Origin of the sequence: Pseudomonas lactucae, assembly GCF_036688725.1 — a bacterium.
GTDB lineage: Bacteria > Pseudomonadota > Gammaproteobacteria > Pseudomonadales > Pseudomonadaceae > Aquipseudomonas > Aquipseudomonas lactucae.
The window spans coordinates 62440-89144 of sequence record NZ_JAQQPT010000015.1; the positions used below are offsets into that span (position 1 = coordinate 62440).

Sequence of the window (26705 nt, forward strand, 5' to 3'; positions counted from 1 at the left end):
GTGCGTCAGCGCTTGGCAGCCACCCGCCACACCCGCGCAATATCCGCCGCCCGCTCACTGAGCAAGCGCGGCGCTTCAGCACATGCCTGTTCCAGGCTGGTCGGCCCGGAGGGCAACGCGAATGCGGCATCGACGCCATGGGCGTACATCTGCTCATAACCATCGCCCAGGGTGCCTGCGATCACGATCACCGGCACGCCATGTTGCCGGGCGATGCGCGCCACACCGAAGGGCGTTTTGCCGCGCAGGGTCTGGGCGTCGAAGCGGCCTTCGCCGGTAATCACAAGGTCGGCGCCGCGCACGGCTTGATCAAGGCCGACCAACTCAGCCACGACCTCCACACCCGCACGGAACTGCGCCCCCAGGAAGGCTTTGGCGGCGAAGCCCAGGCCGCCCGCCGCGCCGCTGCCGGGTTCGTCGCGTACATCGCTGGGCATCACACGAGCGCAGTGGTCGGCGAAGTGGCCGAGTGCAGCGTCAAGTTGGCCGACCTGCTCAGGGGCGGCGCCTTTTTGCGGGCCGAAAATCGCCGATGCGCCCTGGGGACCGCACAGTGGGTTATTCACGTCGGCGGCAATTTCAAAGCGCACCTCGGCCAAGCGCGGATCCAAGTCTTCGAGGCTAAGACGAGCCAGGCGCGACAAGGCCAGGCCTCCAAGGGCCAGCGCTCGCTCCTGGGCGTCGAACAATTGCACCCCCAACGCCTGCATCGCCCCGGCCCCGCCGTCGTTGGTGGCGCTGCCGCCAATCGCCAGGATGATGCGTCGGGCACCGGCATCCAGCGCCGCGCGGATCAGCTCGCCGGTACCAAAGGTGCTGGTAATGCAGGCGTTGCGCTGACCGGGCGGGACCAATTGCAGGCCGCTGGCTTCGGCCATTTCGATGATGGCCGTGTGGCTGTGCGCCAGCCAGCCCCAGCGCGCATCAACCTTGGCCCCCAGCGGTCCGTGCACCGTTTGGCGGCGCAGTTCGCCGTGGCAGGCGGCGAGCACCGAATCTACCGTCCCTTCACCGCCGTCCGCCATCGGACACTGGATCAACTGCGCATCCGGCCAGACCTGGGCCAACCCGTGGGCGATGGCCCGGGCGACGCCTTCGGCACTCAGGCTGTCCTTGAACGAGTCGGGGGCGATGATGACTTTCATGGGCTTTCTCCGGTTTTTATGACGCCCATGCTGCCAGTTGGCACCGGAATTGACGCCGGTCCGATGCACAAGTGCGGCTGAGGTTTGTTGTTCAATCCGACAAAGACTGGGGCAGCAGCTGCACGCCGAGATACAACGCGAGCATGCCGTCCAGGGTCAACGGATCGACGCCGCTGAGTTCGGCGATGCGTTCCATGCGGTAGCGCAGGCTGTTGCGGTGAATACCCAAGGCATCGGCGCAGGCCTGGCTTTGGCCGTCGTGCTCGCACCAACTGCGCAGGGTGGCCAGCAGTTGACCGTTGCTGTCCTTGGCCAACACTTTACGCAACGGGCCGAGCAGCTCATCGAGAGCATCGTCGTTGCGATGGCGCCAGAGCATCACCGGCAGGCGGTAACGGTTGAGCGTGAGCAGCCGTGAATGCGGCAGCACGTCGCGCCCGTAGGCGAGCAAATCGCCGACACGTCGATAGCAGCGGCGCAGCCCGGCCAGCCCGTCGGCCTGGCCACCGACTGCCACGCGAAGGATGTTCCAGCCCTGGCCTTCGAGCTTTTCCAGCAGCCGGGGATTGTCCACCTGAACGGCCGCAGGCCGGCACCACAACAGCGAAAATTGCGCCGAACTCACGCACCAACTGTCCGGGTAACGCGCGGTCAGCCAGGCGCTCAATGCTTGCGCCGATTGGCCGGCGCCCAGTTCGAACAGGTACGGCGTGCGCGCCAATTGCGGCTTGAGTCCCATCTGCCGGGCCTCATCGACCAGGCGCGGTGAATCGCCGGTTTCGGCCAGCAATAATGCCAGCAGGTCGTCACAACGCTGGCGTCGCCATTGCTGTTCGGCTTGTTGATGACGATGACTGACCAGCATTTCGGCGGTCATGCGCACCAGTTCGGCGTACGTGCGCAACTGCTCCGGTTCGCCGGTGAGGCCAAGTACGCCAATCAGGCGCTGGTCGTGCATCAGCGGCAGGTTGATGCCCGGTTGCACCCCCTTGAGATGCCTGGCGGTATGGCCGTCGATTTCCACCACGCGGCCATTGGCGAGCACCAGTTGCGCGCCTTCATGGCGGGTATTGATCCGCTCGGCTTCACCGCTGCCCAGGATCAGCCCTTGACTGTCCATGACGTTGACGTTGTAGGGCAAAATCGCCATGGTCCGATCGACGATATCCTGCGCCAGGTCATGATCCAGCTCGAACATGGGGGCACTTCCTCAAAAAATCCTGAAAACAGGGTTGTTCATCGGCACAGCGCAAACCCGGCTTGCCTGTGCGCGAGCACAAAGACAGCCCAGCGTTGCGTGGCCGAGACTCATAGGGCGATCAACGTTACCCGCGCATCGCGAAAAATCATAATAAAGAGAGAGTCCCATGTCCCAGAGCGCCGCTGCCACACTGGCCACCGATGACGATAAAAACGCCATCTACAAGCGCATTACCCTGCGCCTGATCCCGTTCATTTTCATCTGCTATCTGTTCAACTACCTCGACCGGGTCAACGTTGGCTTTGCCAAGTTGCAGATGCTCGATGCACTGAAATTCAGCGAAACCGTGTACGGCCTGGGTGCCGGGATTTTCTTTATCGGCTACGTGCTGTGTGGCGTGCCAAGCAACCTGGCACTGACCAGGTTCGGTCCACGGCGTTGGATTGCGTTGATGATGATTGTGTGGGGCACCCTGTCCACCTGCCTGCTGTTCGTGACCACCCCGACGCATTTCTACGCCTTGCGCCTGCTGACCGGCGCCGCCGAGGCCGGCTTCTTCCCCGGTGTGGTGCTGTACCTGTCGCAGTGGTTCCCAACGTTCCGCCGTGGGCGGATCATGGCGCTGTTCATGTCGGCGATCCCGGTGTCGGGTTTGCTCGGCAGCCCGTTTTCCGGCTGGATCCTCAACCACTTCGCCGCAGGCCAAGGTGGCCTGGCGGGCTGGCAGTGGATGTTCTTGCTGCAAGGCATCCCAACCGTGATCCTCGGCGCCCTCGCCTACTTCCTGCTCAGTGACAGCTTCGCCAACGCCAAGTGGCTCACGCCCCACGAGCGCGCGGTGCTGGAAGCCGACCAGGCTACCGACCTGGCCAACAAACCCAAGACCACCACCGACTCCCTGGCTGAGGTGTTCAAGAACCCGGCCATCTGGGCCTTTGGCCTGATCTACTTCTGTATCCAGAGCGGTGTGTACGCGATCAATTTCTGGTTGCCGTCGATTATCAAGAACCTGGGCTTCAGCGACAACCTGGTGATCGGCTGGCTTAGTGCGATCCCTTACTTGTTGGCGGCGGTGTTCATGTTGCTGGTGGGGCGTTCCGCCGATTTGCGCAAGGAGCGCCGCTGGCACTTGGTGGTGCCAATGTTGATGGGGGCCATCGGCCTGATGATTGCGGTGAATTTCGCTACCACTCCGGCCCTGGCAATCCTCGGCCTGACCATCGCCACCATGGGCGCCCTCACCGGCCTGCCGATGTTCTGGCCCGTGCCCACCGCGATGCTCAGCGCAGGTGCGGCGGCCGGTGGCCTGGCGCTGATCAATTCCATGGGCCAGATGGCCGGTTTCCTCAGCCCGTATATCGTCGGCTTCGTCAAGGATGCCACTGGGTCCACGGATCTGGCGCTTTACCTGCTGGCAGCGGTGATTGTGGCGGGTAGTGTGTTGGCGTTGCGGATGACGCGGACCCTCAAGGCCTGACGTGGTGCCTGTGGGAGGGGCGCAGAACCCTCCCACATTTTGGTCCGTGCTTACAGCAGGCCGCCGCCGTCGATATCGATGACCGCGCCAGTCATATACCCATTCTCCATGGCCAGCACATACCCCGCCGCCACTTCCTCTGCCTGCCCTACCCGGCCAACCGGCAATGCACCACCGGCCTTGGCGAACATTGCCAGGCGCTGCTCCTCGGCCAACCCCGCATACGCCGGTGTATCGATCACCCCCGGGCTGATCACGTTGACGCGACGCGGCGCCAGCTCTTTGGCCAATTGCTTGCCCAGCGCTTCGGTCGCGGCATTGATGCCGACCTTGATGAACTGGCCCGGCAGGAATTTACGCCCCAGTTGCCCGGAGGTCAGGCTGATGCTGCCGCGCTCATCCAGAAATGGCAGGGCCAGTTGAATCGCCCGCAATGCGCCCCAGAGTTTCACATTGAAATTGCCCTGAGCTTCCTCAAGGTCGGTCTCGCTCAAGTGTTTGGCGCGTACCGAAGGGCCAGACGTGTACACCAGATGGTCAAAGCGCCCGACTGTTTCGAACAGACGTTGCAAGGACAGCGCGTCGGTGACATCCACCGGTTCGCTGCGCACGCCGTTGTCGGTACTGGAAGACAAGCGCCGCCCGGCCAGCACCACCTGAGCGCCGCGCGCAGCCGCCGCCTTGGCCACCGCTGCGCCAATACCGCTACTGCCGCCGATCACAATCACGGTTTTGCCATTGAGGGGAGATGTCATGGGAAATGTCCTGGGGAGAGAAAGTGAGCGTTCATCTTCCCAGCTTGGCAATTGACGAAAAATCCCGGTAAAACGACAAGATCTTTAAAGGAATTTTACAAATGAGTTCCATCCTCGACCTTGAAGTCTTTGTGCGCACCGCCGACACGGGCAGCCTGTCCGCCGCTGCCCGCGGCCTGGGCTTGACCCCCGCAGCCGCCAGCATCGCCCTCAAGCGCCTGGAAACTCGGCTGGGCACTCGCCTGCTGGCGCGCTCCACTCGCAGCATGCGCCTGACCGAAGAAGGCAAGCACTACCTCGACAGCGTGCGCGAGGCCCTGGCGGCGCTGGCCGAGGGTGAGCAGGCGCTCAAGCAGCAAGGCCAGGGGTTGACCGGCCTGCTGCAACTGGCCGCGCCCTCGGATTTCGGGCGCAATGTGGTGCTTGGCTGGCTGGATGAATTCAAGCGGGAACACCCGAATATTCGCTTGCAATTGCTGCTTAACGACAGCAATGCCGACCTGTTCCGCGACACCGTCGACATCGCCCTGCGCTTCGGCATACCCCGGGATTCGAGCCTGGTGGCACTGCCGGTGGTGCCGGGCCACCAGCGCATTGCCTGCGCCAGCCCCGATTACCTCTTGCGCCATGGCACCCCCACCACGCCGGCGCAGTTGGCACAGCACACTACGCTGCGCTACATGCGCCAGGGCCGGGCCAACAGCACCTGGTTTTTTCGCCAGGGCAACGACCTGCAGGAGGTCGAAGTGACCGGCGACTACTTGAGCGACGACGGTGAAATCGTGCGGCGCTGGGCCTTGGCCGGCCACGGTATTGCGTACAAGGCCAACCTGGATATCGCGCGGGATCTCAAGGCCGGCCGCCTGGTGCAACTGCTGCCCGACTGGCAAGGCGAACCCACACCGTTCAATCTGATGTGCCCACACCGCCTGCAAGTGTCGGAGCGGGTGAAAGTGTTGCATCGATTTCTGCAGGAGCGTTGCCAGGCCTTGCTGAATCCATGAAGAAATGCCCCAAGGGCTTGTTGCAGAGCCTCTGAGTCTGGTATTGCATCGGGTCACGTTTCCCAGACTTGAGGAGCTTTGCATGATTTACCGCACATTGGGCCAGTCCGGCTTGAAAGTCAGCGCCTTGACCCTGGGCAGCATGATGTTTGGCGAACAGACCAACACCGAGGACTCGCTGCGCATCATCGACAAGGCCTGGGACCAGGGCATCAATTTTATCGACACGGCGGACGTGTACACCGGCGGCCGCTCCGAAGAACTGGTCGGCGAAGCCATTGCCCGCCAGCGCCAGGATTGGGTGGTGGCGTCCAAGGTCGGTTTCGGCCCGCCGGACGGGTTACCCAACCGCAGCGGCCTGAGCCGCAAGCGGATCTTCAATGCGCTGGAAGCCAGCCTGACCCGTCTCGACACCGACTATCTGGACATCTACTACCTGCACCGCGAAGACCACGCCACGCCGCTGGAAGTGACTGTATCGGCGATTGGCGACCTGATTCGCCAGGGCAAGATCCGCTACTGGGGCCTGTCCAACTATCGCGGCTGGCGCATTGCCGAAGTGATTCGCGTGGCCGAGCGCCTGGGCGTGGACAGACCGGTGATCAGCCAGCCGCTGTACAACATCGTCAACCGCCAGGCCGAGGTGGAACAGATCACCGCCGCGGCGGCCTATGGCTTGGGCGTGGTGCCCTACAGCCCGTTGGCCAGGGGCGTGCTGAGCGGCAAATATGCGCCGGATGTCACCCCCGAACCTGGCAGCCGCGCCGCGCGCCAGGATAAACGCATCCTGGAAACCGAATGGCGCGTGGAGTCACTGCGCATCGCCCAGCAGATCCAGCAATACACCCAGGGCCGTGGCGTAGGCATCGTGGAGTTTGCGATTGCCTGGGTGCTGAACAACGCAGCAGTGAGTTCGGCGATTGTCGGGCCGCGCACCGAAGCGCAGTGGGACGCCTACACCGGTGCGCTGGATGTGAAGATCACGGCAGAGGATGAAGCGTTTATCGATTCGTTGGTCACGCCAGGGCATTCGTCCACACCGGGGTTCAATGATGTGAGCCACTTTGTTTCGGGCCGCGCGGTGCGCGCGTAAGCAGCCTCTCGGGCGGATCTGGAAGCCTGTGGGGGTCGACAGCTCCCACATTCGAGCTGCGTAAACCGACCATTTTGAGTCATTTTCCGTCTTCCGCCCCAAAACGGCGCACCCTCCGCCGTTAAAAGCACCATAATCCGCTTCTCGATTCTCTTTGTTTATTCAAATCGGCTTTCGCGAGGACAGCGTGTCTAAAGGTGTTGTGTTATCGGTATCGGCCTCGGTGTTGTTTGCCGTCATGTATTACTTCACGTCGCTTCTCACGCCGTTGAGCGGCCTGGAGATTTTCGGCTGGCGCATGCTGCTGACCGTGCCTTGCATGACGGTGTTCATGATCGTCAGCGGCGAATGGCGGCGAGTGCGCGACTTGCTGCGCGTGCTGGCGGCCAAGCCTCGATGGATTGCCGGTGTGATGCTGTCGTCGACGCTGCTTGGCCTGCAATTGTGGCTGTTCATGTGGGCGCCGCTGAACGGGCGCAGCCTGGATGTGTCGGTGGGTTACTTCCTGCTGCCGCTGACCATGGTGCTGACCGGTCGCCTGGTGTGGGGCGAACAGCTTTCCTACCTGCAAAAAATCGCGGTGTTTTTCGCTGGCCTCGGCGTGCTTAACGAGTTGTACCAGGCCGGCGGATTTTCCTGGGCGACGCTGGTGGTGATCATCGGTTACCCGCTGTATTTCATCCTGCGCAAATACCTCAAGACCGATCACCTGGGCGGGCTGTGGCTGGATATGGCGCTGATGCTGCCGGTGGCCTGGTGGTTTGTGCAAAGCGGTGAACAAGGTTTTGCGGTGATGGATACGCACCCCAAGCTGTATGCGTTGATCCCCTTGCTGGGCCTGATCAGTGCCTCGGCCTTGGTGAGCTATATCATCGCCAGCCGTTTGCTGGCGTTCAGCCTGTTCGGGCTGCTCAGTTATGTCGAACCGGTGTTGCTGCTGGTGGTTGCCCTGCTGCTGGGTGAAGGGGTCAAACCGGGGCAATGGCTGACCTACATTCCGATCTGGATCGCCGTGATGGTGCTGGTGTTCGAAGGGTTCAAGCACTTGGTGCGCCAGCAGCGAGCCTGATGCCCAGACAATAAAAAGCCCGGCCGGGGTTGTCCTCGGCCGGGCTTTTTTTCAGCCTTAGTCGGTGGTCAGCACACCACGACGTACCTGGTCCCGCTCGATGGACTCGAACAACGCCTTGAAGTTGCCCTCGCCAAAGCCATCATCGCCTTTGCGCTGGATGAACTCGAAGAATACCGGGCCCATCAGGGTTTCCGAGAAGATCTGCAGCAGCAGACGCTTGTCGCCTTCAATGGACGAACCGTCCAGCAGGATGCCGCGCGCCTGCAACTGATCCACCGGCTCGCCGTGGTTCGGCAGGCGGCCTTCGAGCATTTCGTAGTAGGTGTCCGGCGGCGCGGTCATGAAGCGCATGCCGATCTTCTTCAGCGCATCCCAGGTCTTGATCAGGTCGTCGGTGAGGAAGGCCACGTGCTGGATGCCTTCACCGTTGAACTGCATCAGGAACTCTTCGATCTGCCCGGCGCCCTTGGACGATTCCTCGTTGAGCGGGATACGGATCATGCCGTCCGGCGCGCTCATGGCCTTGGAGGTCAGGCCGGTGTATTCGCCCTTGATATCGAAGTAGCGCGCTTCCCGGAAGTTAAACAGCTTCTCGTAGAAGTTGGCCCAGTAGACCATGCGCCCGCGATACACGTTGTGAGTCAGGTGATCGATCACCTTGAGGCCTGCGCCTTGCGGGTTACGGTCCACGCCGTCGAGGAAGACGAAGTCGATGTCATAGATCGAGCTGCCTTCGCCGAAACGGTCGATCAGGTACAGCGGCGCGCCGCCGATACCTTTGATCGCCGGCAGGTTCAATTCCATCGGGCCGGTCTCGATATGGATCGGTTGCGCGCCCAGTTCCAGCGCACGGTTGTAGGCTTGCTGCGAGTCCTTGACGCGAAACGCCATGCCGCACACCGATGGGCCATGCTCGGCCGCGAAATAGGAGGCGATGCTGTTGGGCTCGTTGTTGAGGATCAGGTTGATCTCGCCCTGGCGGTACAGGTGCACGTTCTTGGAACGGTGGGTCGCAACCTTGCTGAACCCCATGATCTCGAAGATCGGTTCCAGGGTGCCCGGGGTCGGCGATGCGAACTCGATGAATTCAAAGCCCATCAGGCCCATTGGATTTTCGTATTGGTCGGTCATGGCCGGTACCTCATCATTCTTGTGGATAGCAATTGATTATTTGCAAGCAAGGATGAGAGGTAAGGGAGGCGCGCAGGACAAGCCTCGCACGCTGCGGGCGAGGAAGTCACCAAAGATGAGGGGGGAGCCGTGTCGCTTCATGGTGTCATCAGTCTCTGACGGCTTAGGCTTGCGTGAGCGCAAGTCCATATTCTTGTATGCGTAAATCGATTCTACACAGCGTAACCATGTTTGTCCGTACTCTTATCAAATCCCCATTGCCCTGGCCCGTGCAAGGGGTTTGTTGCACAGGAAAATCCCCAGCAGAATGATCGCGCCGCCGAGCAACATCGGCGCGGTCAACTGTTCGCCCAGCAGCAAGGCGCCGCAGATCACCGCCGTCAGTGGGTTAAGGGCGATAAACACGCCGGAGCGCGTCGCGCCGATACGACGGATCCCGTCGTAGTAGCCGATATAGGCCAATGCCGAGCCCAGCACCCCAAGGTACAACAGGCTCAGCACTTGCGGCAGGCCGATGCCGGCAAGCGCTTGCAGCGTGACGCTACCGGTGAGCGTCGTAGTGGCCGTCAACATCAGGGTGCCCAGCAACACCGACCAGGTCACGGTCTGCAATGGGCCCAGGCTTGCGTTCAACCCTCGCGAACACAACGAATAAATGCCCCACGCCACTACGCAGCCAACAATCAACAGATCGCCCAATCCGCTGCCTGGGGTGGCCAGCAATTGCGGGTTGCGACTGATGATCACCGTGGCGGCGCCTGCCAGGCACAGCGCAATCCCGAACACCTTGGCGCGGCTCAGGCGTTCCTTGAACAGCCACCAGGAGGCCAGGCCAATCACCGCCGGGTTCAGCGCCACGATCAACGAGGCCCGTGACGCGTTGATGTACTGCAACCCGTAGAAGAAGCACAGGTTGTAGAAAAAAATCCCGAAAAAGCCCAGCACCGTCAGTTGCAACAGCTGGGGCACGCTCGGACGTACCAGACGGATGCGGGCCACCGCCATGAACAGCAACAGCGCCAGGCTGGCCAGGATAAACCGCAGGCTGGCGGCCAGCAGCGGGCTGATCTGATCGGCCAGGTAGCGCCCGGCGACAAAGGTGCCGCCCCAGATCATGGTGACGGCGGCGAGTTTGCAGTAAGTCAGGCGATCTGAAGTGACAAGCATGGGATTTGCTCAAGGAACAGGAGAATGGGCGTATTCTTCAGCTAATACCTCATCATCGTAAAATGAGTCTTTACTCATGACCCTGACGCAACTGGAAATCTTCTCCCTGGTAGCCGAGCTGCAAGGCTTCACCAGCGCGGCGCACCGATTGGGTGTCAGCCAATCGGCGGTGTCGCATGCCATCAAGGCCCTGGAGCAGGAGCTGGGGGTGGAGTTGTTCCGACGCCATCAGAGCCTGGTAGTACCGAGCGACATCGGCCAGCAACTGCTCGGCCGCGCCCGCGCCATGCTGGGCCTGGCCAATACACTGCAACAGGAGGCCGCCGATGCCCGAGGCATGAAACGCGGCACGTTGCGGATCGGCTCGTTTGGGCCAACCGCGTCGATTCGCCTGCTGCCAGGCATACTCGAGCACTTTCGCGCTGCGCATCCGGGCATTGAAGTGCATGTGGACGAAGGACCGGACCGGCAGGTGCTGGAGTGGCTGGACGAGCGCCGCATCGATGTGGGCTTCGTGGTACTGGAACAGGACCGTTTCGACACCTTCACCTTGTTCGAAGACCAGATGGTCGCGCTGTTGCCTGCTGATCATCCTTTGGCCGTGCGCGCCACCCTGACATTGCAGGACCTGTGTGACGACCCGTTCATTTTGACCCAGGCCGGTTCGTCGGAACTGGTATCGCGATTGTTCGGCGCCGCCCAATTGCGGCCCAAGGTCCGCTACCGCTGCGCCCAATTGCTGAGCACCCTGGACGCGGTCAGCCGTGGAGACGGGGTGAGCATCGTCGCCGAGGCATCGCTGCCGCTGGTGCCCGATACGCGCTATGTGCGGCGGCCGCTGTCACCGCGCGAACCGCGGCAGATAGGCCTGGCGGTACTGGACCGTCGGCAGTCTTCACCGGCGGCCCTGGCGTTCATCGAGATTGCACAGCGCCTTGCCGAAACGAGCATATTTGCGTCGGCCCATCTATCATCCAAATATTCCTGACCGGTCCGCCGGTACAGCTCCCTTCGCCACAGGCCGCTGCCTTCATGCCGCTCACCGTCAAAGGTCCTCGCAAGCCCTCCGCCCGCTACGCGATCAGCGCCCTGTGCGGGGTGCTGCCGATCTTTCTGGGCGTGGCCATCCTCTATTGGCAAGCCGAACGCACACTGCAACAAAGCACCGCCCGTACCGCAGTGGAAGCCGTGCGCCAGTTCGACCTGATGCTCGACAACACCGCCCTCGCCGCCCAGGCCCTGCTGCCGCTGGCCGGACAGCCTTGCGACAATGCTGCTCAATTGGCATTGCGCGAGCAGGTCACGCGGCGCCCCTTCGTGCGCGCAACCACCTTGTCCTGGCAGAAAAACATCTATTGCAGCTCATTGTTCGGCAGCGATTATGAGTCGTCGGTCAATCCGCGAGACTACGTCGACGGCACGCTTTGGTTGATGAACGGCAATCCTGTGACACCCGACACCGCCCTGCTGGTGTATCGATTGGTCGACGGCGATAAAGCCGCGTTTGCCTCGATTGACGGCTACCACCTGACCAACGCCCTGCGCCTGATCAGTCGCTACGCGGGCCTGACCCTTCAGGTCGGGCCTCATTGGCTCGGCCCTGACGGTAAAGTACAGGACGTGCCGGCACCCGCGTTTGCCGTGGCCGCTCAGCATTTGGCCTCCACGCATTATCCCTACAGCGTCGACGCCGGCATGCCCGCCGGTGAAGTGTGGCGATTCATGCGCGACCGCTACCCTGCCCTGTTCAGCCTGGTGCTGTTCTTTGGTGTATTGGCGGGCATGTTCGCGCATTGGCTGCAAAAACGCGTTTCTGCGCCGAGCCACGAACTGCAACGCGCACTCGGTGCCCACGAGTTCATCCCGTACTTCCAACCAGTGGTGCGCGGTGACACACGTGAATGGGCCGGCTGCGAAGTGCTGATGCGCTGGCAGCACCCCAAGGAAGGCTTGGTGCGACCGGACCTGTTCATTCCGCTCGCCGAGGATTGCGGCCTGATCGTACCGATGACCCGCGCCCTGTTGCGCCAGACCGCCGCGCAACTGGCGCCGCATGTGTCGCGCTTGCGCCCGGGGTTTCATATCGGTGTGAATATCACCGCCCGCCACTGCCAGGACCTGGCCCTGGTGGCGGACTGCCAAGCGTTTCTCGCGGCTTTCCCACCGGGCCGGGTGACGTTGGTGCTGGAACTGACCGAGCGCGAGCTGATCGAACCCACCGACATCACCCGACGCCTGTTCGATGCCCTGCATCAACTGGGTGTGATGATTGCCATCGATGACTTCGGCACCGGCCACTCCAGCCTGGGTTATTTGCGTCACTTCAATGTCGACTACTTGAAGATCGACCAGAGTTTTGTCGCGATGATCGGTGCCGACGCACTGTCCAGCCATATTCTGGACAGCATCATAGAACTGTCCGGCAAGCTCGACCTGGGTATCGTGGCCGAAGGCGTGGAAACAGTGCAGCAATGTGAATACCTGGCGGCCAAAGGCGTGGACTTCCTGCAAGGGTATCTGTTTGGACGGCCATTACCCGCTGACGAGTTCATTAAATCGCTGGTCGACGTTGAATAGCCACGCACTAGCGATATTGAAATAATGTTAGTGAGATGAAAGACGTGATTTACTCTTAGCAAATTAACTACTACAATTTTCCTGCCTGTGCGGCCCTCGCAGGAAGGCTTCTTTGTTGAGTCGCCTTAAAGCTCTTGATTCACAGCTTTGTCTGCAGTTGATATCAGCCAAATACACGATTGGAGTAACTATTTTGTCCAGACTTGCCGAATTTCGCGCAGCAGAAAAAGCCCTTCAAGAGCAGCTTGCCCAGCTGGAATCTCTGAAGAACGATGCTGGCCTGAAGAAAGAAATCGAGTTCGAAGAAAAGCTTCAAGCCCTGATGAAGAGCTATGGCAAAGGCCTGCGCGACATCATTTCCATCCTCGATCCAAACCCGGGCAAGGCCAGCGCAGCCGCTGCGACCGCACCCAAACAGCGCCGTGCACGCGTGGTCAAGGTCTACCACAACCCGCATACCGGCGAGCTGATCGAAACCAAAGGCGGTAACCACCGCGGCCTCAAGGCCTGGAAAGAACAGTATGGCGCCGCCACTGTAGATTCGTGGCTTCGCGGCTGATCGCCGACACTAACAAAGAGCCCCGCTTACGCGGGGCTTTTTTTATTCAAGGGTTCGAAAGCGAACTTAAATAACATTTCATCTGTTCAAAATCGATCAGGCTGACACACTTAAAGTTTCAGACTGTCGCGCACCGAACTGACTTCACCCTTGCTCGAATCGTAGGCTTGGGCTTGCCCTGCGTAAGAAAAAACATAGGCCTTTTGGCTATCAACCGCCGCCACCAATGTTTGCGACAATACGTGACGGCCATTCTCGGTAATCACACAGGTAGTTTCCAGCGCCTCAAGACGGCTCAATGTTGCACTGTGCATTTTGGTGCACACGCTTTGATAACCGCCTTGGGCAAAATCTTTCTGAATGGATTTACGCATCTCCAACAACACACCTTGAAGATTAACGTTATGCCCTGCTTCGATTGGCGTACCGGTTAACTCCATGACCATCACCGTGTTGCCATTATCGTCTTGCTTGACGGCACGCTGGCGGGACACCGGTCGAGGGTTCGTCGAGGGTTCGCCGTCGGGCACATTCTCCACTTGCCAGCCTTCAGGCCATTGAATCTCGGGGCCCTCCGCCTGCACGAACGGGCTGGCCAACAGCAAAAACACAGCACTCAACAGCGGTTTACGAAGTTCGATCATTGCCAGAAATACCAGAGGTCCAAGGCGCAAAGTGTGAGCCCCACCAGCCGCCTGTCGCAAGGGCTGCGTGGCCTTTTTCATTTGGCGCCGCAGGCGGGCCTTGCGTATCATGACTGCGCTGCATGGATGCCGGCCGCAAGCCAAGGGAACGCTCCTCTCACCTGGAGCCGCGTTTGCCCCATTTTTTCTGGAGGGCCCATGAGCCTGCACGAACTGAACACTTTCCCGGGCGTCACCGCCCAACCTGACACCGCCACCACGAACTTCGTGTTCAACCACACCATGCTGCGGGTCAAGGACATCACTCAGTCACTGGACTTCTACACCCGCGTCCTGGGTTTCTCGCTGGTTGAAAAACGCGACTTCCCGGAAGCCGAATTCAGCCTCTATTTCCTCGCCCTGGTCGACAAGGCGCAGATCCCGGCCGACGCCGCCGCCCGCACCCAATGGATGAAATCGATCCCGGGCATCCTGGAGCTGACGCACAACCACGGCACCGAAAACGACCCCGACTTTGCCTACCACAACGGCAACACCGACCCACGTGGTTTTGGCCATATCTGCATCTCGGTGCCGGACATCGTTGCGGCGTGCGAACGTTTCGAAGCACTGGGCTGCGACTTCCAGAAGCGCCTGAACGATGGCCGCATGAAAAGCCTGGCGTTCATCAAGGACCCGGATGGGTACTGGGTTGAGATTATTCAGCCGGCGCCGCTGTAACGAAAAAACCCCATGATCGCTCATGGGGTTTTTCGTATTCAGGCCCTGCTTTACGCCGGCGCAGATGTACGGATCAGGTGATCGAACGCGCTCAGGGAAGCCTTGGCGCCCTCGCCGACCGCAATCACGATCTGCTTGTACGGTACGGTCGTCACGTCACCGGCCGCGAACACGCCGGGCAGTGATGTCTCGCCACGTGCATCGACAATGATCTCGCCACGTGGCGTCAGCTCCACCGTGCCTTTGAGCCAATCGGTATTGGGCAGCAAACCGATCTGCACGAAGATGCCTTCCAGGTCGATGGTCTTGAATTCCCCACTGTCGCGATCCTTGTACGCAAGGCCAGTGACTTTCTGGCCATCACCTTTGACTTCACTGGTCAGTGCGCTGGTGATCACGTCAACGTTCGGCAGGCTGTGCAGCTTGCGTTGCAACACCGCATCGGCGCGCAGCTTATTGTCGAACTCAAGCAGGGTCACGTGGCTGACGATGCCGGCCAGGTCAATGGCCGCTTCTACGCCGGAGTTACCGCCGCCGATCACCGCTACGCGCTTGCCTTTGAACAACGGGCCGTCGCAGTGCGGGCAGAAACACACGCCCTTGGCCTTGTACTCCTGCTCACCCGGCACGCCCATTTCACGCCAGCGGGCGCCGGTGGCCAGGATTACGGTCTTGGACTTGAGCGTCGCACCGCTTTCGAAGCGAATCTCGTGCAAGTCGCCGGCATTTTTCGCCGGGATCAAGGCACTCGCACGCTGCAGGTTCATGATGTCCACGTCGTACTGACGCACATGGGCTTCCAGGGCACTGGCCAACTTCGGCCCTTCGGTTTCCTGTACCGAGATAAAGTTCTCGATGGACATGGTGTCCAGCACCTGGCCGCCAAAACGCTCGGCGGCAACGCCAGTGCGGATGCCTTTACGCGCAGCGTAGATAGCGGCCGAAGAACCGGCCGGGCCGCCGCCGACAACCAGTACATCAAAGGCCTCTTTGGCACTGATTTTTTCAGCAGCCTTTTCAATGCCGCTGGTGTCGAGCTTGGCGAGGATTTCTTCCAGACCCATGCGGCCCTGGCCGAAGTTCACGCCGTTGAGGTACACACTCGGTACCGCCATGATCTGGCGCTCATCGACTTCAGCCTGGAACAACGCGCCGTCGATGGCGACATGGCGGATATTCGGGTTGAGCACGGCCATCAGGTTCAGCGCCTGGACCACGTCCGGGCAGTTCTGGCACGACAGCGAGAAGTACGTCTCGAAGCTGAACTCGCCTTTGAGGGCGCGGATCTGTTCAATCACTTCGACACTGGCCTTCGACGGGTGGCCACCGACTTGCAGCAGGGCCAGCACCAGCGAAGTGAATTCATGGCCCATGGGGATGCCGGCGAAACGCAGGCTGATATCGGCACCCGGGCGGTTGATAGAGAACGATGGCTTGCGCGCATCATTGCCATCGGTTTTCAGGGTAATCAGCGTGGTGAGGCTGGTTACGTCTTGCAAAAGGGCGAGCATTTCCTGGGATTTCGCGCCGTCATCGAGGGAGGCGACGATCTCGATCGGCTGGGTGACCCGTTCCAGGTATGACTTCAACTGAGCTTTAAGATTGGCGTCCAACATACGGGCGATTTCCTGTTAATTCGATTTATTGCAGACAAAAAAACGCCCGAGCGAATCTCGCCCGGGCGTTTCAGGGGCGGATGCAGCTTACTTAAGTGCGGAATACCGCCCTTGAGACTTCACAGACTTAGATCTTGCCGACCAGATCCAGGGACGGAGCCAGAGTGGCCTCGCCTTCTTTCCACTTGGCTGGGCAGACTTCGCCCGGGTGGGCAGCCACGTACTGAGCGGCTTTGATTTTGCGCAGCAGCTCGGAAGCGTCACGGCCAACACCACCGTCGTTCAGTTCAACGATCTTGATCTGACCTTCCGGGTTGATCACGAAAGTACCGCGGTCTGCCAGGCCAGCTTCTTCGATCAGTACGTCGAAGTTGCGCGAGATGGTCAGGGTCGGGTCGCCGATCATGGTGTACTGGATTTTGCCGATGGCTGGCGAAGTGTTGTGCCAGGCAGCGTGGGCAAAGTGAGTGTCGGTGGAAACGCTGTAGATTTCGACGCCCAGTTTCTGGAATTCGGCGTAGTTGTCAGCCAGGTCTTCCAGCTCGGTTGGGCAGACGAAGGTGAAGTCGGCTGGGTAGAAGAAGACTACGGACCATTTGCCTTTCAGGTCAGCGTCGGTCACATCTACGAAGTTGCCGTTTTTGTAGGCGGTGGCTTTGAACGGTTTAACTTGGCTGTTGATGATAGGCATCGTTGACTCTCCGTCAGGGGTTAAGAAGTTGATGAAGTGAATCCTACCCACTCTCTTGACTGATGGCTCATTGGCAAAGCTGATGCTGACGATTGGTTTTCCCTATCAGGTGACTGTATTAATAGAAGAAAACTCAAAGCAGCGGTTGTGTGGCCAGGGTCATGCCGAGAAAAGGTGTCGCTTCAACATAGCGCATGGCGGATTTCATGTCGCTCCAGCCGACGTAACTCATCAATGACTTCAAGTCCCAGCCACTGCGATGGGCCCAGGTGGCAAAACCCCGGCGCAGGGAGTGGCTGGTGTACTGCTCGGCGGCGATGCCCGCGCGCTCAAGCGCCTGGCGCAATAACGGGATCACACTGTTGGGATGCAGGCCCTCCTCGCCCAGGTTGCCCCAGCGATCAATGCCGCGAAACACCGGGCCGCGCACCAACGCAGACGCACTGAGCCACTCGGTGTAGGCCTGTACCGGGCACAGCCGCAGCAGCGCCGGGGTGTGATAAGTCTTGCCGAGGTTGTCGCGGTCGCTTTTGCTGCGCGGCAGGTACAGGCTGATCCCGGCGCCTGGCGTGGCCTGCACATGCTCGATACTCAATCGACACAACTCATCGCTGCGAAAGCCGCGCCAGAAGCCCAGCAGGATCAACGCGGTGTCGCGCTTGGCCCGCAGCAGCCTGGGCTGATCCTGCGCCTCGCCGGCCTTGCGCGCTTCGACTTCAAGGGATGCCACCACCTGCTCCAGGTGTTTGAGCTGCAACGGTTCGGCTTGCTTTTCCTGCGCCGGGTGCACGGCCCGAATCCCTTTGAGCACTTTGCGCACCACGGGGGCTTTCGTCGGGTCGGGAAAACCCTGACTGGTGTGCCATTGCGCTAACGCCGAGAGCCGCAATTTCAAGGTGTTGACCGCCAATACACCCGCATGCGCCACCAGATAGCGCGCCACGCTGTCGCTGGTGGCCGGCAGGAAACCACCCCAACTCACTTCAAAGTGCTCGATGGCGGCGCGGTAGCTACGCCGCGTGTTATCGCGGGTGGCGGCGTTGAGGTAACGATCCAGATCGCTCATGGGAGGCCTATTCGTACTGCGGGTGGACGTAGCGGCGTCAAAACCGACTATGACACGGGATAATACGCCAATATCCCATCTGTTAAAGGATGAATTCAAACGACGTTTTATTCGTGTTATAGTACGTATATACATACTATGTACCACAGTACTAAATCGACGGAGACCCCATGGCGCGCGGCGGCATAAACAAAGCAGTGGTTCAAACGGCACGCCTGGCGATCCTCGCCCGCGGCGAAAACCCCAGCATCGATGCCGTACGCATCGAGATGGGCAATACCGGCTCGAAAACCACGATTCACCGTTATCTGAAGGAGCTGGACGACAGCGAGACCCGGCTGACCATCACCGAAGCCCCTATCGACGACGAGTTGGGCGAACTGGTAGCGCGGCTGGCCCAACGCCTGAAAGAAAAAGCCCAGGAGCCCATCGACCTGGCGCTGGGGCAATTCGAGCAACAAAAAGCCGCCCTGCTCGCCCAACTGCAGACGCTGGAAGCGGCCCACAGCCAGCTCAAGCAGCAATTCGATATCCAGGCCGCCGCGCTGGCGGAAGAAAGCGCCGCCCTGCAAACCGCCTGCACCAGCCTGCAAACCGAGCAAACCCGCAACGCCGGACTCAGCCAGGCGTGCAGCGATTACGAACTAAGGATCAGTGACAAGGACGAACAGATTCGTTCGCTGGAAGACAAGCACCTGCACGCCCGCGAAGCGCTCGAGCACTATCGCAACGCAATCCAGGAGCAGCGCGAGCAGGAACAGCGGCGCCACGAAGGCCAGTTGCAGCAGGTACAGGCAGAACTGCGCCAGGCCCAGCAAAGCGCGATGGTGCGTCAGGATGAGATCACCCAGCTGCATCGCGACAATGAACGTTTGCTGATCGAGCACCGGGTAGCGGCCAAAGAGCTGGCGGCGCTGCAGGATCAGGTGCGCAAGGACCAGGCCCAGCAAGGCAAGCTGAACGAACAGCTGAGCCAGATCGATAGCGAGCGCACCCTGCTGCAGGAGCGCCTGCGGGTGGCAGCCTTGCAAAGCGAGTCACGCCAGCAAGCGCTGAGCGAGCTTCAGCAGGTCAACAAGACGCTGGAACTGGACCTTGTCAAAGCCCACGCCAGTATCGAGGCATTGCGCCTGGCGGCCGTCGTTGCAACGGCGCCAGAGGCAACACCCGACACCTGATCAGTGCGTCACAGGCGTGCGCATGGTGACGAACTCTTCCGCCGCCGTCGGATGCACCCCGATGGTCTCATCGAAATGCCGCTTGGTCGCGCCCGCCTTGAGCGCGATCGCCAGGCCCTGGACGATCTCACCGGCGTCCGGGCCAACCATATGGCAGCCCAACACCTTGTCGGTGTCGGCATCGACCACCAGTTTCATCAAGGTCTTTTCCTGGCAGTCCGTGAGCGTCAGCTTCATCGGCCGGAAGCGGCTTTCGAAGACCTGCACGTTATGCCCATTCTTCTTCGCGTCCTCCTCCGTCAGGCCGACCGTACCGATATTTGGCAGGCTGAACACGGCCGTCGGGATCATGGCGTAATCCACCGGGCGATACTGCTCGGGCTTGAACAAACGACGCGCCACGGCCATGCCTTCGGCGAGCGCCACCGGTGTCAGCTGCACGCGACCGATTACATCGCCAATCGCCAGGATGGATGCCTCAGCGGTTTCGTACTGCTCATTGACTTGAATAAACCCACGCTCATCGAGTTTGACCCCGGTGTTTTCCAGGCCGAGGTTATCCAGCATCGGACGGCGGCCGGTGGCGTAGAACACGCAATCGGTTTCCAATACACGACCATCCTTGAGGGTGGCCTTGAGGCTACCGTCGGCTTGCTTGTCGATGCGCTCGATGTCGGCATTGAATTGCAGGTCCAGGCCGCGTTTGGTCAGCTCTTCCTGCAGGTGCTTGCGCACCGCGCCGTCAAAACCACGCAAGAACAGGTCACCGCGATACAGCAGCGAAGTCTTGGCGCCCAGGCCATGGAAAATACCGGCGAATTCGACCGCAATATAACCGCCGCCGACCACCAGCACGCGCTTAGGCAACTCTTTGAGGAAGAACGCTTCGTTGGAGCCGATGGCGTGTTCGCGCCCTGGAATCTCCGGAATCTGCGGCCAGCCGCCGGTGGCGACCAGAATATGCTTGGCGGTGAAGCGCTCGCCATTGATTTCCACCTGATGCGCACCCACCAGGCGCGCATGCCCTTCATGCAGCGTTACGCCGCTGTTGACCAGCAGGTTGCGGTAGATGCCATTGAGACGATTGATCTCACGGTCTTTGTTGGCGATCAGGGTTGCCCAATCAAAGTTCGCCTCGCCCAGGGACCAGCCGAAACCACTGGCCTGCTCGAAGTCTTCGGCAAAATGCGCGCCGTACACGAGCAATTTCTTGGGCACGCAGCCCACGTTCACGCAGGTACCGCCCAGGTAGCGGCTTTCCGCCACGGCCACCTTGGCACCAAAGCCGGCGGCGAAGCGCGCCGCACGAACACCGCCGGAACCGGCGCCAATTACATACAGGTCAAAATCGTAGGCCATTTCACTCTCCTCGGCAGGCCATCAGCATACCGACTTACATGGGGCTGAAAAACGAAAAAGCCACCCGAAGGTGGCTTTCTCTTACAAGCGTGCAGGCAAGCGTGAATCAGTAAGCCTTGCCGGTCTTGTAGAAGTGCTCGTAGCAGAAGTTGGTGGCTTCGATGTAGCCTTCGGCGCCGCCGCAGTCGAAACGCTGGCCCTTGAACTTGTAGGCAATCACGCAGCCGTCTTTGGCTTGCTTCAACAGAGCGTCAGTGATCTGGATCTCGCCGCCTTTGCCTGGCTCGGTTTCTTCGATCAGCTTGAAGATGTCCGGAGTCAGGATGTAACGACCGATAATCGCCAGGTTCGACGGCGCATCTTCCGGTGCCGGTTTTTCAACCATGTCACGCACGCGGATCAGGCCATCACCAATGTCGTCACCGGCGATAACCCCGTACTTGTTGGTTTCGGTCGGGTTCACTTCCATGACCGCGACGATGGTGCAACGGTATTTCTGATACAACTTGACCATCTGAGTCAGTACGCCGTCGCCTTCCAGGTTGACGCACAGGTCATCCGCCAGGACCACGGCGAACGGCTCGTCACCGATCAGCGGGCGGCCGGTGAGGATCGCGTGGCCAAGGCCTTTCATCTGGGTCTGACGGGTGTAAGAGAAGGAGCACTCGTCCAGCAGCTTACGGATACCAACCAGGTATTTTTCCTTGTCGGTGCCCTTGATCTGGTTTTCCAGCTCGTAGCTGATGTCGAAGTGGTCTTCCAGCGCGCGCTTACCGCGGCCGGTGACGATGGAAATTTCGTTCAGACCGGCATCCAGTGCCTCTTCCACGCCGTACTGAATCAGTGGCTTGTTCACCACCGGCAGCATTTCTTTGGGCATGGCCTTGGTCGCTGGCAAGAAGCGAGTGCCGTAACCGGCTGCTGGGAACAAGCATTTCTTGATCATATGGGTCCTTACAAAGGGCTGTGCGTACGAAATTCGGCGCAGTCTAATCAGGCCGCAGCCACCTTACAATGGGAGCTGCTGGCGTTGCGATGTCATCATAGAGAAAAAATGTCAGCGTAAGTTCCGCTTATCTTACAAAGAGGTTCTCCATTGGCACGGCAAAATCTACCGGCCGCTCATCATTTCAACGGGCTGTGGTCTTTTTAGCATGCTTTTCAGGCAGGAACACTGACTTGGAATAACTTACGCGGCCCTGCGACATTTGGCGCTATCATTGCACCCTTGAACCAGACCAGACGAGATTGTTAATAGATGTCAGAACCAAAAGGCGTGAACGGCTACCTGATCACCCAGCGAGCCGACGGCTGGCACCTGATCAACTTCCACGGAGACAGCGTCGCTGGCGTTTTCGAAACAGAAAGCATGGCGATCGCGGTAGCCGAAGTGTTCGTGGATGAAGCGGGCCACGCGTCGAGCAAACGACCGAAGGGCAAGTAAGTCTTCAGCCCCTACGCAAAAAGCCCCGATTGACGGGGCTTTTTTTGTGTTTGTCTGTACCTAGATGGCAGTTAGCTATAATCTGCCGAAAATGCGCCACGACCGTGTCAGCACCCCCTCCCACACCCTCGACGACGAACACACATGAACAAACTTCTGGCACTGACTGCGGTACTGGCACTCGCCGGCTGCACCACCACGTCCGACGTCTACCTGAAAAACGGTGAACAAGGCCTGACCATCGATTGCTCGGGAGAAGCCAACGCCTGGGCGAGCTGCTACGAAAAAGCCGATGCCTCCTGCGCCGGTACCGGTTACCGCATTGTCGGCACCGAAGGTACACCGTCGCTCAAGGAGAGCGACAAGACCCTGGGCCAGGACGTGGGCAACTACAAGACCCGCAGTGTGGTCGTGGTCTGCAAGTAGCCTGAGGCTACAGGTGGATCTCGGCGAACTTGATGCCCAGCTCCCGAAGGATTTCGGTCAATTCATCCAGGCTTGCGAAGGATTCGACCTCATCCTGATCGTCCACCAGGAAAAAACTGCGCCCGCCGCTCTTTTTGAAAAATACGATCCACTCGCCGAGGTCGGCAGGGTTCTGGATCACATGGGTGGCCGAGAGTTGCCCCTCGGCATTGTGGGTTCTGACGTGTTCACGCTTCATATCTGATTTTTCCACCATGGCATCAGCCGGAAATGCAGGCTTCCCCGGCGCTCTTCACGTCACCTGGACGGATCGGCACATTGGACATGCTTTCATAGAGCTTGATGCTGCTGCCGCTGGAGCGCTCTTCGATTTCAAAAATCGCCGAAGGGTCGGCGGAGAATTTCTGCGGCACGATCACGCGCACCCCTTCTTTATGCGGTTCGATTTGCGGCGGACGGCGGGTCGTAGACAATTTCTGTACCACACATGCGGCGTATTCCTGGGGCTTTTTCCCGGAAATGACGGCCAGCGTCGGCGGGGTCTGCTTGATATCTGCCACCGAAGCACAGCCACCTATCGCCAAGGCCAGAACCAACACACTCCACTTCATACGAAAACCTCCGATAAAGACGCTACGACAGCGGGGGTGAGAATTTTCTCCCGCAGACATAGGATTTATCCCTGATAACTCGGTAAATAACTGTTTTAAATTGTCGACGCCGTTGAAGACGAGCCGATAATAAACGCGCTAGGGCTGATAAACTCTATCTTAACCTACGTATCGTTCTGATTTTTCAGAAAAAGCCCTTCTGGAGACACCCTCATGAAATTCATCCACCAGCGCGAACACCTCAACGAGGGAGACATTGTCGTCATAGAATGCTCACAGACTTGTAATATCCGTCTGATGAGCGATGCGAATTTTCGCAGTTTCAAAAATGGCGGCCGCCACACCTACCACGGCGGCGCGTTCGACAAATTCCCCGCCAAAATCACCGCACCGAGCACCGGGTTCTGGAACATCACCCTGGACGTGGTCACGCGCCGGGCGATCAGCGTCACCCGCAAACCCGCGTTGTCCCACAAGATTCGTATCGTTCGTCGTACCAGCACCAAGCTGAGCTGATCCGACCGCACTACAGGAAATAGCCGTGACTCCTACTACCAAATACGTCATCAAGTACAAGCTCAACGGCGAACGCCGCTTTGAGTTCGCCCAACTGACGACCAATAGCGTGGAAGAAGCCAAGCAAGCCTTGGCGAAAATCCATGATGCCAGCGATGAAATCACTGACATCAACGTGAGCAAGGCGCTGTAAGCCATGTCTGGCCCTACTGCCGACCTGTTCGCCGACGACGCCCTGCAACAACCCGTCGGGCGCGAGCAAATTGGCGAACAGTCCTACGTGCTAAAGGGCTATGCCCTGCCCTGGATCGAGCGCCTTCTGCCCGAACTACGCCGCGTACTGGCACAATCCCCGTTTCGGCACATGGTCACCCCTGGCGGGTTTACCATGTCGGCGGCGTTGAGCAGTTGTGGCGAACTGGGCTGGACCACCGATGCCCGCGGCTACCGCTACAGCCCGCTGGACCCACATAGCCAGCAACCCTGGCCGGCCCTGCCCGACGCGGTGCGAGAACTGGCCGTACTGGCGGCAGCCGAGGCCGGGTTCAGCGACTTCGCCCCGGATGCCTGCCTGATCAACCGCTATGTACCGGGTGCGAAAATGTCCCTGCACCAGGACAAAAACGAACGTGACTACCGTGCGCCCGTGGTGTCGGTGTCCCTCGGGCTGCCGGCGATTTTCTTGTTTGGAGGCCGCGAGCGCAGCGACAAGCCAAAAAAAATCCCGTTGTTTCATGGCGACGTCGTGATCTGGGGCGGGATTGATCGCCTGCGCTTTCACGGTGTGATGCCGATCAAGGACGGCGTACACCCCATCATGGGCGCGCAACGCATCAACCTCACCCTGCGCACCGCCGGCTGATTTGAGCGCAAGCTTCGGGGTGTCAGGTAGTCACGGCACGGCTAATCTGCCGAGAGTCCGTCAAGAGTGCCGATTATGACTACCGAACAAGACCCGCGCTGGGCAGCGATCCTGGCCCGCGACCCCAAGGCCGACTCGTTGTTCGTCTATGGCGTGAAAACCACCGGTGTGTATTGCCGCCCCAGCAGCGTGTCGCGCTTGCCGCGCCCGGAAAATGTCGAGTTCTTCGACACACCGGCGCAAGCCGAAGCGGCGGGATATCGGCCCAGTAAGCGTGCCGTCGGAGATCAGACCCAACGTGCGGCACAGCATGCGCAACGGGTGGCCGACGCCTGCCGTCATATTGAGCAAGCCGACACCCCGCCCAGCCTCGATATCCTTGCCGCACGGGCGGGCCTGAGCCCGTTTCACTTCCATCGTGTGTTCAAGTCCGTCACCGGCCTGACTCCCAAGGCCTACGCCAGTGCCCATCGCTCGCGTAAGTTGCGCGCTGGGCTCAAAGGCCAGCACCGGGTGACGGACGCGCTGTATGACGCCGGTTTTAATTCCAACAGTCGCTTTTATGCGTCAGCCGATCAATTGCTCGGCATGAAACCCAGCGATTACAAAGCTGGCGGCAGCCACAACGAAATCCTGTTCGCCGTCGGCCAATGCTCCCTGGGGGCGATTCTCGTGGCCCAGAGCACGCGCGGCGTGTGCGCGATCCTGCTGGGCGATGACCCCGACACGCTGGTGCGGGATCTGCAGGATCAATTCCCCAAGGCCGACCTGGTCGGCGCCGACCGCCGTTTCGAACAGTTGATCGCACAGGTGGTGGGGTTTATCGAAGCCCCCGCCCTGGGCCTGGACCTGCCACTGGATGTGCGCGGCACCGCGTTCCAGGAACGGGTTTGGCAAGCCTTGCGCGAGATTCCGGTAGGCAGCACGGCCAGCTACGCGCGGATCGCCGAGCAGATCGGCGCGCCCCAGTCGTTTCGCGCGGTGGCCCAGGCCTGCGGCGCCAACCGCCTGGCAGTGGCAATCCCTTGTCATCGCGTGGTGCGCAGCAATGGTGACCTGTCGGGTTACCGCTGGGGGGTTGAGCGCAAGCGCCAATTGCTCGACCGCGAACGCGGCGACTGAACCGCACGAAAAGCCAGCGTCGTCCAGTGAATAAAACAGACTGGCCGGGCAACGGATGCCCTGCTAAAACAGCGAAAAGACCGACTGACACTGGAGACGCATCCCATGAGCAACTGGCCAGACACGCGCATTCTCGACCTGTTGGGCATAGAGGTGCCCATTATCCAGGCGCCCATGGCCGTCGGTACCACCCCCGCCATGGTGATCGCCGCCAACCGGGCGGGCGCGCTGGGCTCGATGCCGGCCGCCGCGCTGAGCATCGAACAGTTGCGCGACGCACTGACCCGCATCCGCCAGGCCAGCGATCGACCGATCAACGTCAATTTTTTCTGCCATCAGCCGCCGGCGCCTGACGAAGCGCGGGACCGCCGCTGGAAAGCGCTGCTGGAGCCCTACTACCGCGAACTGGGCGCCGATTTTGATGCGCCGACGCCGGTGTCCAACCGTGCGCCATTCAACGATGCCGCCTGCCAGGTCGTTGAAGCGTTTCGCCCGCAGGTCGTCAGTTTTCACTTCGGCCTGCCGGAAAAATCCCTGCTGGCGCGGGTAAAAGCCACAGGCGCCAAGGTGTTGTCCTCCGCCACCACCGTGGAAGAGGCGATCTGGCTGGAGCGTCATGGCTGCGATGCAATTATCGCCATGGGCCTTGAAGCCGGCGGGCATCGTGGCTTGTTTCTCAGCGACGATCTCAATACCCAGATCGGCCTGTTCGCGCTGTTGCCGCAGATCGTCGACGCCGTGAACGTGCCGGTGATTGCCGCCGGCGGCATCGGCGATGCACGCGGCATTGTCGCGGCCTTCGCCCTCGGCGCCTCGGCCGTGCAGATCGGCACAGCGTACCTGTTCACCCCCGAAGCGAATGTGACCACCGCCCATCACTACGCATTGCGCCACGCCCAGGCCAGCGAAACAGCACTGACCAACCTGTTCACCGGCCGTCCCGCGCGCGGCATCGTCAATCGGGTGATGCGCGAATTGGGCGCGATCAATCCGGCGGCGCCTGCCTTTCCCACGGCCGGTGGCGCGTTAATGCCGCTCAAGGCCAAGGATGAAGCCGGCTTCAGCAACCTCTGGTCGGGCCAGGCACTGCGCCTGTGCAAGGACGTGACCACCTATGAGCTGACCCGCGAGCTGGCGGCACAAGCCCTGGCCAGACTCAAGTAACCCTGCCACCTGCGGCAACGTTGCGCTGTACCGGCAATGGCCAACCGCTATATATTCGCATACATAGCGGTTAGCCCTTTTACCCCCGTGCCGTACATCCCCAGG

General features: G+C 60.3%; 29 protein-coding genes. 16 read left to right on the plus strand and 13 right to left on the minus strand.

Features of this window, described 5'->3' with window-relative positions; genetic code table 11:
* Positions 1-5 precede the first annotated feature (5 nt).
* Both V6M90_RS18170 and V6M90_RS18175 read right to left on the minus strand, forming a co-directional pair.
* Positions 6-1145 (minus strand): glycerate kinase, encoded by a 1140-nt coding sequence (locus tag V6M90_RS18170; RefSeq protein ID WP_332846906.1) that lies wholly within the window; start codon positions 1143-1145, stop codon positions 6-8.
* Positions 1146-1236: 91 nt separating this feature from the next.
* The gene (locus V6M90_RS18175; RefSeq protein WP_141063802.1) at positions 1237-2343 is read right to left on the minus strand and encodes a sugar diacid recognition domain-containing protein; all 1107 of its coding nucleotides are present in this window, start codon (positions 2341-2343) and stop codon (positions 1237-1239) included.
* 169 nt (positions 2344-2512) lie between these two features.
* On the opposite strand from V6M90_RS18175, the gene V6M90_RS18180 reads away from it, so the two are divergent.
* The gene (locus V6M90_RS18180) at positions 2513-3823 is read left to right on the plus strand and encodes an MFS transporter (RefSeq protein WP_332846907.1); all 1311 of its coding nucleotides are present in this window, start codon (positions 2513-2515) and stop codon (positions 3821-3823) included.
* Positions 3824-3873: 50 nt separating this feature from the next.
* Here the strand turns inward: V6M90_RS18180 and V6M90_RS18185 are convergent, their stop codons facing one another.
* A complete protein-coding gene (locus tag V6M90_RS18185) occupies positions 3874-4578 on the minus strand; it encodes an SDR family oxidoreductase (protein WP_141063804.1) in 705 nt (234 codons plus the stop codon).
* Between the two features lie 101 nt (positions 4579-4679).
* On the opposite strand from V6M90_RS18185, the gene V6M90_RS18190 reads away from it, so the two are divergent.
* The 3 genes from V6M90_RS18190 to rarD all read left to right on the plus strand — a co-directional run bounded on the left by V6M90_RS18190 (position 4680) and on the right by rarD (position 7744).
* On the plus strand, positions 4680-5582 hold the full coding sequence (locus V6M90_RS18190) for a LysR family transcriptional regulator (protein ID WP_141063805.1): 903 nt from the start codon (positions 4680-4682) through the stop codon (positions 5580-5582).
* 82 nt (positions 5583-5664) lie between these two features.
* Positions 5665-6675, plus strand: coding sequence for an aldo/keto reductase (locus V6M90_RS18195; RefSeq protein ID WP_003173845.1), 1011 nt, complete (start codon positions 5665-5667; stop codon positions 6673-6675).
* A gap of 187 nt (positions 6676-6862) precedes the next feature.
* Positions 6863-7744, plus strand: coding sequence for an EamA family transporter RarD (gene rarD, locus V6M90_RS18200; protein ID WP_042945735.1), 882 nt, complete (start codon positions 6863-6865; stop codon positions 7742-7744).
* 57 nt (positions 7745-7801) lie between these two features.
* On the opposite strand, the gene hppD is transcribed toward rarD, so the two are convergent.
* Positions 7802-8878 carry a 4-hydroxyphenylpyruvate dioxygenase gene (gene hppD, locus V6M90_RS18205; RefSeq protein ID WP_003173843.1) on the minus strand — a complete coding sequence of 359 codons (1077 nt, stop codon included), beginning with the start codon at positions 8876-8878 and terminating at the stop codon, positions 7802-7804.
* Positions 8879-9124: 246 nt separating this feature from the next.
* Complete coding sequence (locus V6M90_RS18210) at positions 9125-10045, minus strand: DMT family transporter (RefSeq protein WP_141063806.1); 921 nt, start codon at positions 10043-10045, stop codon at positions 9125-9127.
* 76 nt (positions 10046-10121) lie between these two features.
* On the opposite strand from V6M90_RS18210, the gene V6M90_RS18215 reads away from it, so the two are divergent.
* The 3 genes from V6M90_RS18215 to V6M90_RS18225 all read left to right on the plus strand — a co-directional run bounded on the left by V6M90_RS18215 (position 10122) and on the right by V6M90_RS18225 (position 13181).
* Positions 10122-11033 (plus strand): LysR family transcriptional regulator, encoded by a 912-nt coding sequence (locus tag V6M90_RS18215; protein ID WP_305429545.1) that lies wholly within the window; start codon positions 10122-10124, stop codon positions 11031-11033.
* A gap of 44 nt (positions 11034-11077) precedes the next feature.
* Entirely contained in the window at positions 11078-12622 is a 1545-nt protein-coding gene (locus V6M90_RS18220; protein WP_305429544.1) for an EAL domain-containing protein, read from the plus strand.
* A 193-nt stretch (positions 12623-12815) separates the two neighbouring features.
* Complete coding sequence (locus V6M90_RS18225) at positions 12816-13181, plus strand: histone-like nucleoid-structuring protein, MvaT/MvaU family (RefSeq protein WP_003173839.1); 366 nt, start codon at positions 12816-12818, stop codon at positions 13179-13181.
* Between the two features lie 110 nt (positions 13182-13291).
* Here the strand turns inward: V6M90_RS18225 and V6M90_RS18230 are convergent, their stop codons facing one another.
* Positions 13292-13825 (minus strand): DUF4946 domain-containing protein, encoded by a 534-nt coding sequence (locus tag V6M90_RS18230; protein ID WP_042945731.1) that lies wholly within the window; start codon positions 13823-13825, stop codon positions 13292-13294.
* Between the two features lie 198 nt (positions 13826-14023).
* On the opposite strand from V6M90_RS18230, the gene gloA reads away from it, so the two are divergent.
* On the plus strand, positions 14024-14545 hold the full coding sequence (gene gloA / locus V6M90_RS18235; protein ID WP_078824595.1) for a lactoylglutathione lyase: 522 nt from the start codon (positions 14024-14026) through the stop codon (positions 14543-14545).
* 50 nt (positions 14546-14595) lie between these two features.
* On the opposite strand, the gene ahpF is transcribed toward gloA, so the two are convergent.
* From ahpF to V6M90_RS18250, 3 genes are all read right to left on the minus strand, one after another.
* Entirely contained in the window at positions 14596-16161 is a 1566-nt protein-coding gene (ahpF, locus tag V6M90_RS18240; RefSeq protein WP_003173836.1) for an alkyl hydroperoxide reductase subunit F, read from the minus strand.
* 127 nt (positions 16162-16288) lie between these two features.
* The gene (ahpC, locus tag V6M90_RS18245; RefSeq protein WP_003173835.1) at positions 16289-16852 is read right to left on the minus strand and encodes an alkyl hydroperoxide reductase subunit C; all 564 of its coding nucleotides are present in this window, start codon (positions 16850-16852) and stop codon (positions 16289-16291) included.
* 133 nt (positions 16853-16985) lie between these two features.
* Complete coding sequence (locus tag V6M90_RS18250) at positions 16986-17918, minus strand: site-specific integrase (protein ID WP_042944658.1); 933 nt, start codon at positions 17916-17918, stop codon at positions 16986-16988.
* 170 nt (positions 17919-18088) lie between these two features.
* On the opposite strand from V6M90_RS18250, the gene V6M90_RS18255 reads away from it, so the two are divergent.
* Positions 18089-19096: a DNA-binding protein gene (locus V6M90_RS18255; protein ID WP_003173833.1), complete on the plus strand. Its 1008-nt coding sequence runs from the start codon at positions 18089-18091 to the stop codon at positions 19094-19096.
* Here the strand turns inward: V6M90_RS18255 and gorA are convergent, their stop codons facing one another.
* Both gorA and galU read right to left on the minus strand, forming a co-directional pair.
* Entirely contained in the window at positions 19097-20455 is a 1359-nt protein-coding gene (gene gorA / locus V6M90_RS18260) for a glutathione-disulfide reductase (protein ID WP_141063809.1), read from the minus strand.
* A gap of 106 nt (positions 20456-20561) precedes the next feature.
* On the minus strand, positions 20562-21401 hold the full coding sequence (gene galU, locus V6M90_RS18265) for a UTP--glucose-1-phosphate uridylyltransferase GalU (protein ID WP_003173830.1): 840 nt from the start codon (positions 21399-21401) through the stop codon (positions 20562-20564).
* A gap of 312 nt (positions 21402-21713) precedes the next feature.
* On the opposite strand from galU, the gene V6M90_RS18270 reads away from it, so the two are divergent.
* A complete protein-coding gene (locus tag V6M90_RS18270) occupies positions 21714-21899 on the plus strand; it encodes a hypothetical protein (RefSeq protein WP_003173828.1) in 186 nt (61 codons plus the stop codon).
* A gap of 144 nt (positions 21900-22043) precedes the next feature.
* Complete coding sequence (locus V6M90_RS18275) at positions 22044-22325, plus strand: hypothetical protein (protein WP_003173827.1); 282 nt, start codon at positions 22044-22046, stop codon at positions 22323-22325.
* A 7-nt stretch (positions 22326-22332) separates the two neighbouring features.
* On the opposite strand, the gene V6M90_RS18280 is transcribed toward V6M90_RS18275, so the two are convergent.
* Both V6M90_RS18280 and V6M90_RS18285 read right to left on the minus strand, forming a co-directional pair.
* On the minus strand, positions 22333-22563 hold the full coding sequence (locus V6M90_RS18280) for a hypothetical protein (protein ID WP_042944655.1): 231 nt from the start codon (positions 22561-22563) through the stop codon (positions 22333-22335).
* A 22-nt stretch (positions 22564-22585) separates the two neighbouring features.
* Positions 22586-22936 (minus strand): hypothetical protein, encoded by a 351-nt coding sequence (locus tag V6M90_RS18285; protein ID WP_003173825.1) that lies wholly within the window; start codon positions 22934-22936, stop codon positions 22586-22588.
* A gap of 213 nt (positions 22937-23149) precedes the next feature.
* Here V6M90_RS18285 and V6M90_RS18290 point away from each other — a divergent pair, with 213 nt between their 5' ends.
* From V6M90_RS18290 to V6M90_RS18310, 5 genes are all read left to right on the plus strand, one after another.
* Positions 23150-23452 (plus strand): DUF1883 domain-containing protein, encoded by a 303-nt coding sequence (locus V6M90_RS18290; protein WP_003173824.1) that lies wholly within the window; start codon positions 23150-23152, stop codon positions 23450-23452.
* Between the two features lie 25 nt (positions 23453-23477).
* Positions 23478-23645 carry a hypothetical protein gene (locus V6M90_RS18295; RefSeq protein WP_003173823.1) on the plus strand — a complete coding sequence of 56 codons (168 nt, stop codon included), beginning with the start codon at positions 23478-23480 and terminating at the stop codon, positions 23643-23645.
* Positions 23646-23648: 3 nt separating this feature from the next.
* The gene (gene alkB, locus V6M90_RS18300) at positions 23649-24314 is read left to right on the plus strand and encodes a DNA oxidative demethylase AlkB (RefSeq protein WP_332846908.1); all 666 of its coding nucleotides are present in this window, start codon (positions 23649-23651) and stop codon (positions 24312-24314) included.
* Positions 24315-24389: 75 nt separating this feature from the next.
* Complete coding sequence (ada, locus tag V6M90_RS18305) at positions 24390-25436, plus strand: bifunctional DNA-binding transcriptional regulator/O6-methylguanine-DNA methyltransferase Ada (protein WP_003173821.1); 1047 nt, start codon at positions 24390-24392, stop codon at positions 25434-25436.
* A 105-nt stretch (positions 25437-25541) separates the two neighbouring features.
* Positions 25542-26600: an NAD(P)H-dependent flavin oxidoreductase gene (locus tag V6M90_RS18310; RefSeq protein ID WP_332846909.1), complete on the plus strand. Its 1059-nt coding sequence runs from the start codon at positions 25542-25544 to the stop codon at positions 26598-26600.
* Positions 26601-26705 lie beyond the last annotated feature (105 nt).

Bases quoted from the DNA above. Each gene is read 5' to 3' on its own strand.
- ada (WP_003173821.1), top strand. From the start codon at position 24,390: ATGACTACCGAACAAGACCCGCGCTGGGCAGCGATCCTGGCCCGCGAC.
- V6M90_RS18270 (WP_003173828.1), top strand. From the start codon at position 21,714: ATGTCAGAACCAAAAGGCGTGAACGGCTACCTGATCACCCAGCGAGCC.
- V6M90_RS18185 (WP_141063804.1), bottom strand. From the start codon at position 4,578: ATGACATCTCCCCTCAATGGCAAAACCGTGATTGTGATCGGCGGCAGT.
- gorA (WP_141063809.1), bottom strand. From the start codon at position 20,455: ATGGCCTACGATTTTGACCTGTATGTAATTGGCGCCGGTTCCGGCGGT.
- V6M90_RS18190 (WP_141063805.1), top strand. From the start codon at position 4,680: ATGAGTTCCATCCTCGACCTTGAAGTCTTTGTGCGCACCGCCGACACG.
- alkB (WP_332846908.1), top strand. From the start codon at position 23,649: ATGTCTGGCCCTACTGCCGACCTGTTCGCCGACGACGCCCTGCAACAA.
- V6M90_RS18290 (WP_003173824.1), top strand. From the start codon at position 23,150: ATGAAATTCATCCACCAGCGCGAACACCTCAACGAGGGAGACATTGTC.
- hppD (WP_003173843.1), bottom strand. From the start codon at position 8,878: ATGACCGACCAATACGAAAATCCAATGGGCCTGATGGGCTTTGAATTC.
- V6M90_RS18215 (WP_305429545.1), top strand. From the start codon at position 10,122: ATGACCCTGACGCAACTGGAAATCTTCTCCCTGGTAGCCGAGCTGCAA.
- V6M90_RS18170 (WP_332846906.1), bottom strand. From the start codon at position 1,145: ATGAAAGTCATCATCGCCCCCGACTCGTTCAAGGACAGCCTGAGTGCC.
- V6M90_RS18255 (WP_003173833.1), top strand. From the start codon at position 18,089: ATGGCGCGCGGCGGCATAAACAAAGCAGTGGTTCAAACGGCACGCCTG.
- V6M90_RS18180 (WP_332846907.1), top strand. From the start codon at position 2,513: ATGTCCCAGAGCGCCGCTGCCACACTGGCCACCGATGACGATAAAAAC.
- V6M90_RS18310 (WP_332846909.1), top strand. From the start codon at position 25,542: ATGAGCAACTGGCCAGACACGCGCATTCTCGACCTGTTGGGCATAGAG.
- V6M90_RS18195 (WP_003173845.1), top strand. From the start codon at position 5,665: ATGATTTACCGCACATTGGGCCAGTCCGGCTTGAAAGTCAGCGCCTTG.
- gloA (WP_078824595.1), top strand. From the start codon at position 14,024: ATGAGCCTGCACGAACTGAACACTTTCCCGGGCGTCACCGCCCAACCT.
- V6M90_RS18210 (WP_141063806.1), bottom strand. From the start codon at position 10,045: ATGCTTGTCACTTCAGATCGCCTGACTTACTGCAAACTCGCCGCCGTC.
- V6M90_RS18275 (WP_003173827.1), top strand. From the start codon at position 22,044: ATGAACAAACTTCTGGCACTGACTGCGGTACTGGCACTCGCCGGCTGC.
- V6M90_RS18175 (WP_141063802.1), bottom strand. From the start codon at position 2,343: ATGTTCGAGCTGGATCATGACCTGGCGCAGGATATCGTCGATCGGACC.
- V6M90_RS18250 (WP_042944658.1), bottom strand. From the start codon at position 17,918: ATGAGCGATCTGGATCGTTACCTCAACGCCGCCACCCGCGATAACACG.
- galU (WP_003173830.1), bottom strand. From the start codon at position 21,401: ATGATCAAGAAATGCTTGTTCCCAGCAGCCGGTTACGGCACTCGCTTC.
- V6M90_RS18280 (WP_042944655.1), bottom strand. From the start codon at position 22,563: ATGAAGCGTGAACACGTCAGAACCCACAATGCCGAGGGGCAACTCTCG.
- ahpF (WP_003173836.1), bottom strand. From the start codon at position 16,161: ATGTTGGACGCCAATCTTAAAGCTCAGTTGAAGTCATACCTGGAACGG.
- ahpC (WP_003173835.1), bottom strand. From the start codon at position 16,852: ATGCCTATCATCAACAGCCAAGTTAAACCGTTCAAAGCCACCGCCTAC.
- V6M90_RS18230 (WP_042945731.1), bottom strand. From the start codon at position 13,825: ATGATCGAACTTCGTAAACCGCTGTTGAGTGCTGTGTTTTTGCTGTTG.
- V6M90_RS18220 (WP_305429544.1), top strand. From the start codon at position 11,078: ATGCCGCTCACCGTCAAAGGTCCTCGCAAGCCCTCCGCCCGCTACGCG.
- V6M90_RS18285 (WP_003173825.1), bottom strand. From the start codon at position 22,936: ATGAAGTGGAGTGTGTTGGTTCTGGCCTTGGCGATAGGTGGCTGTGCT.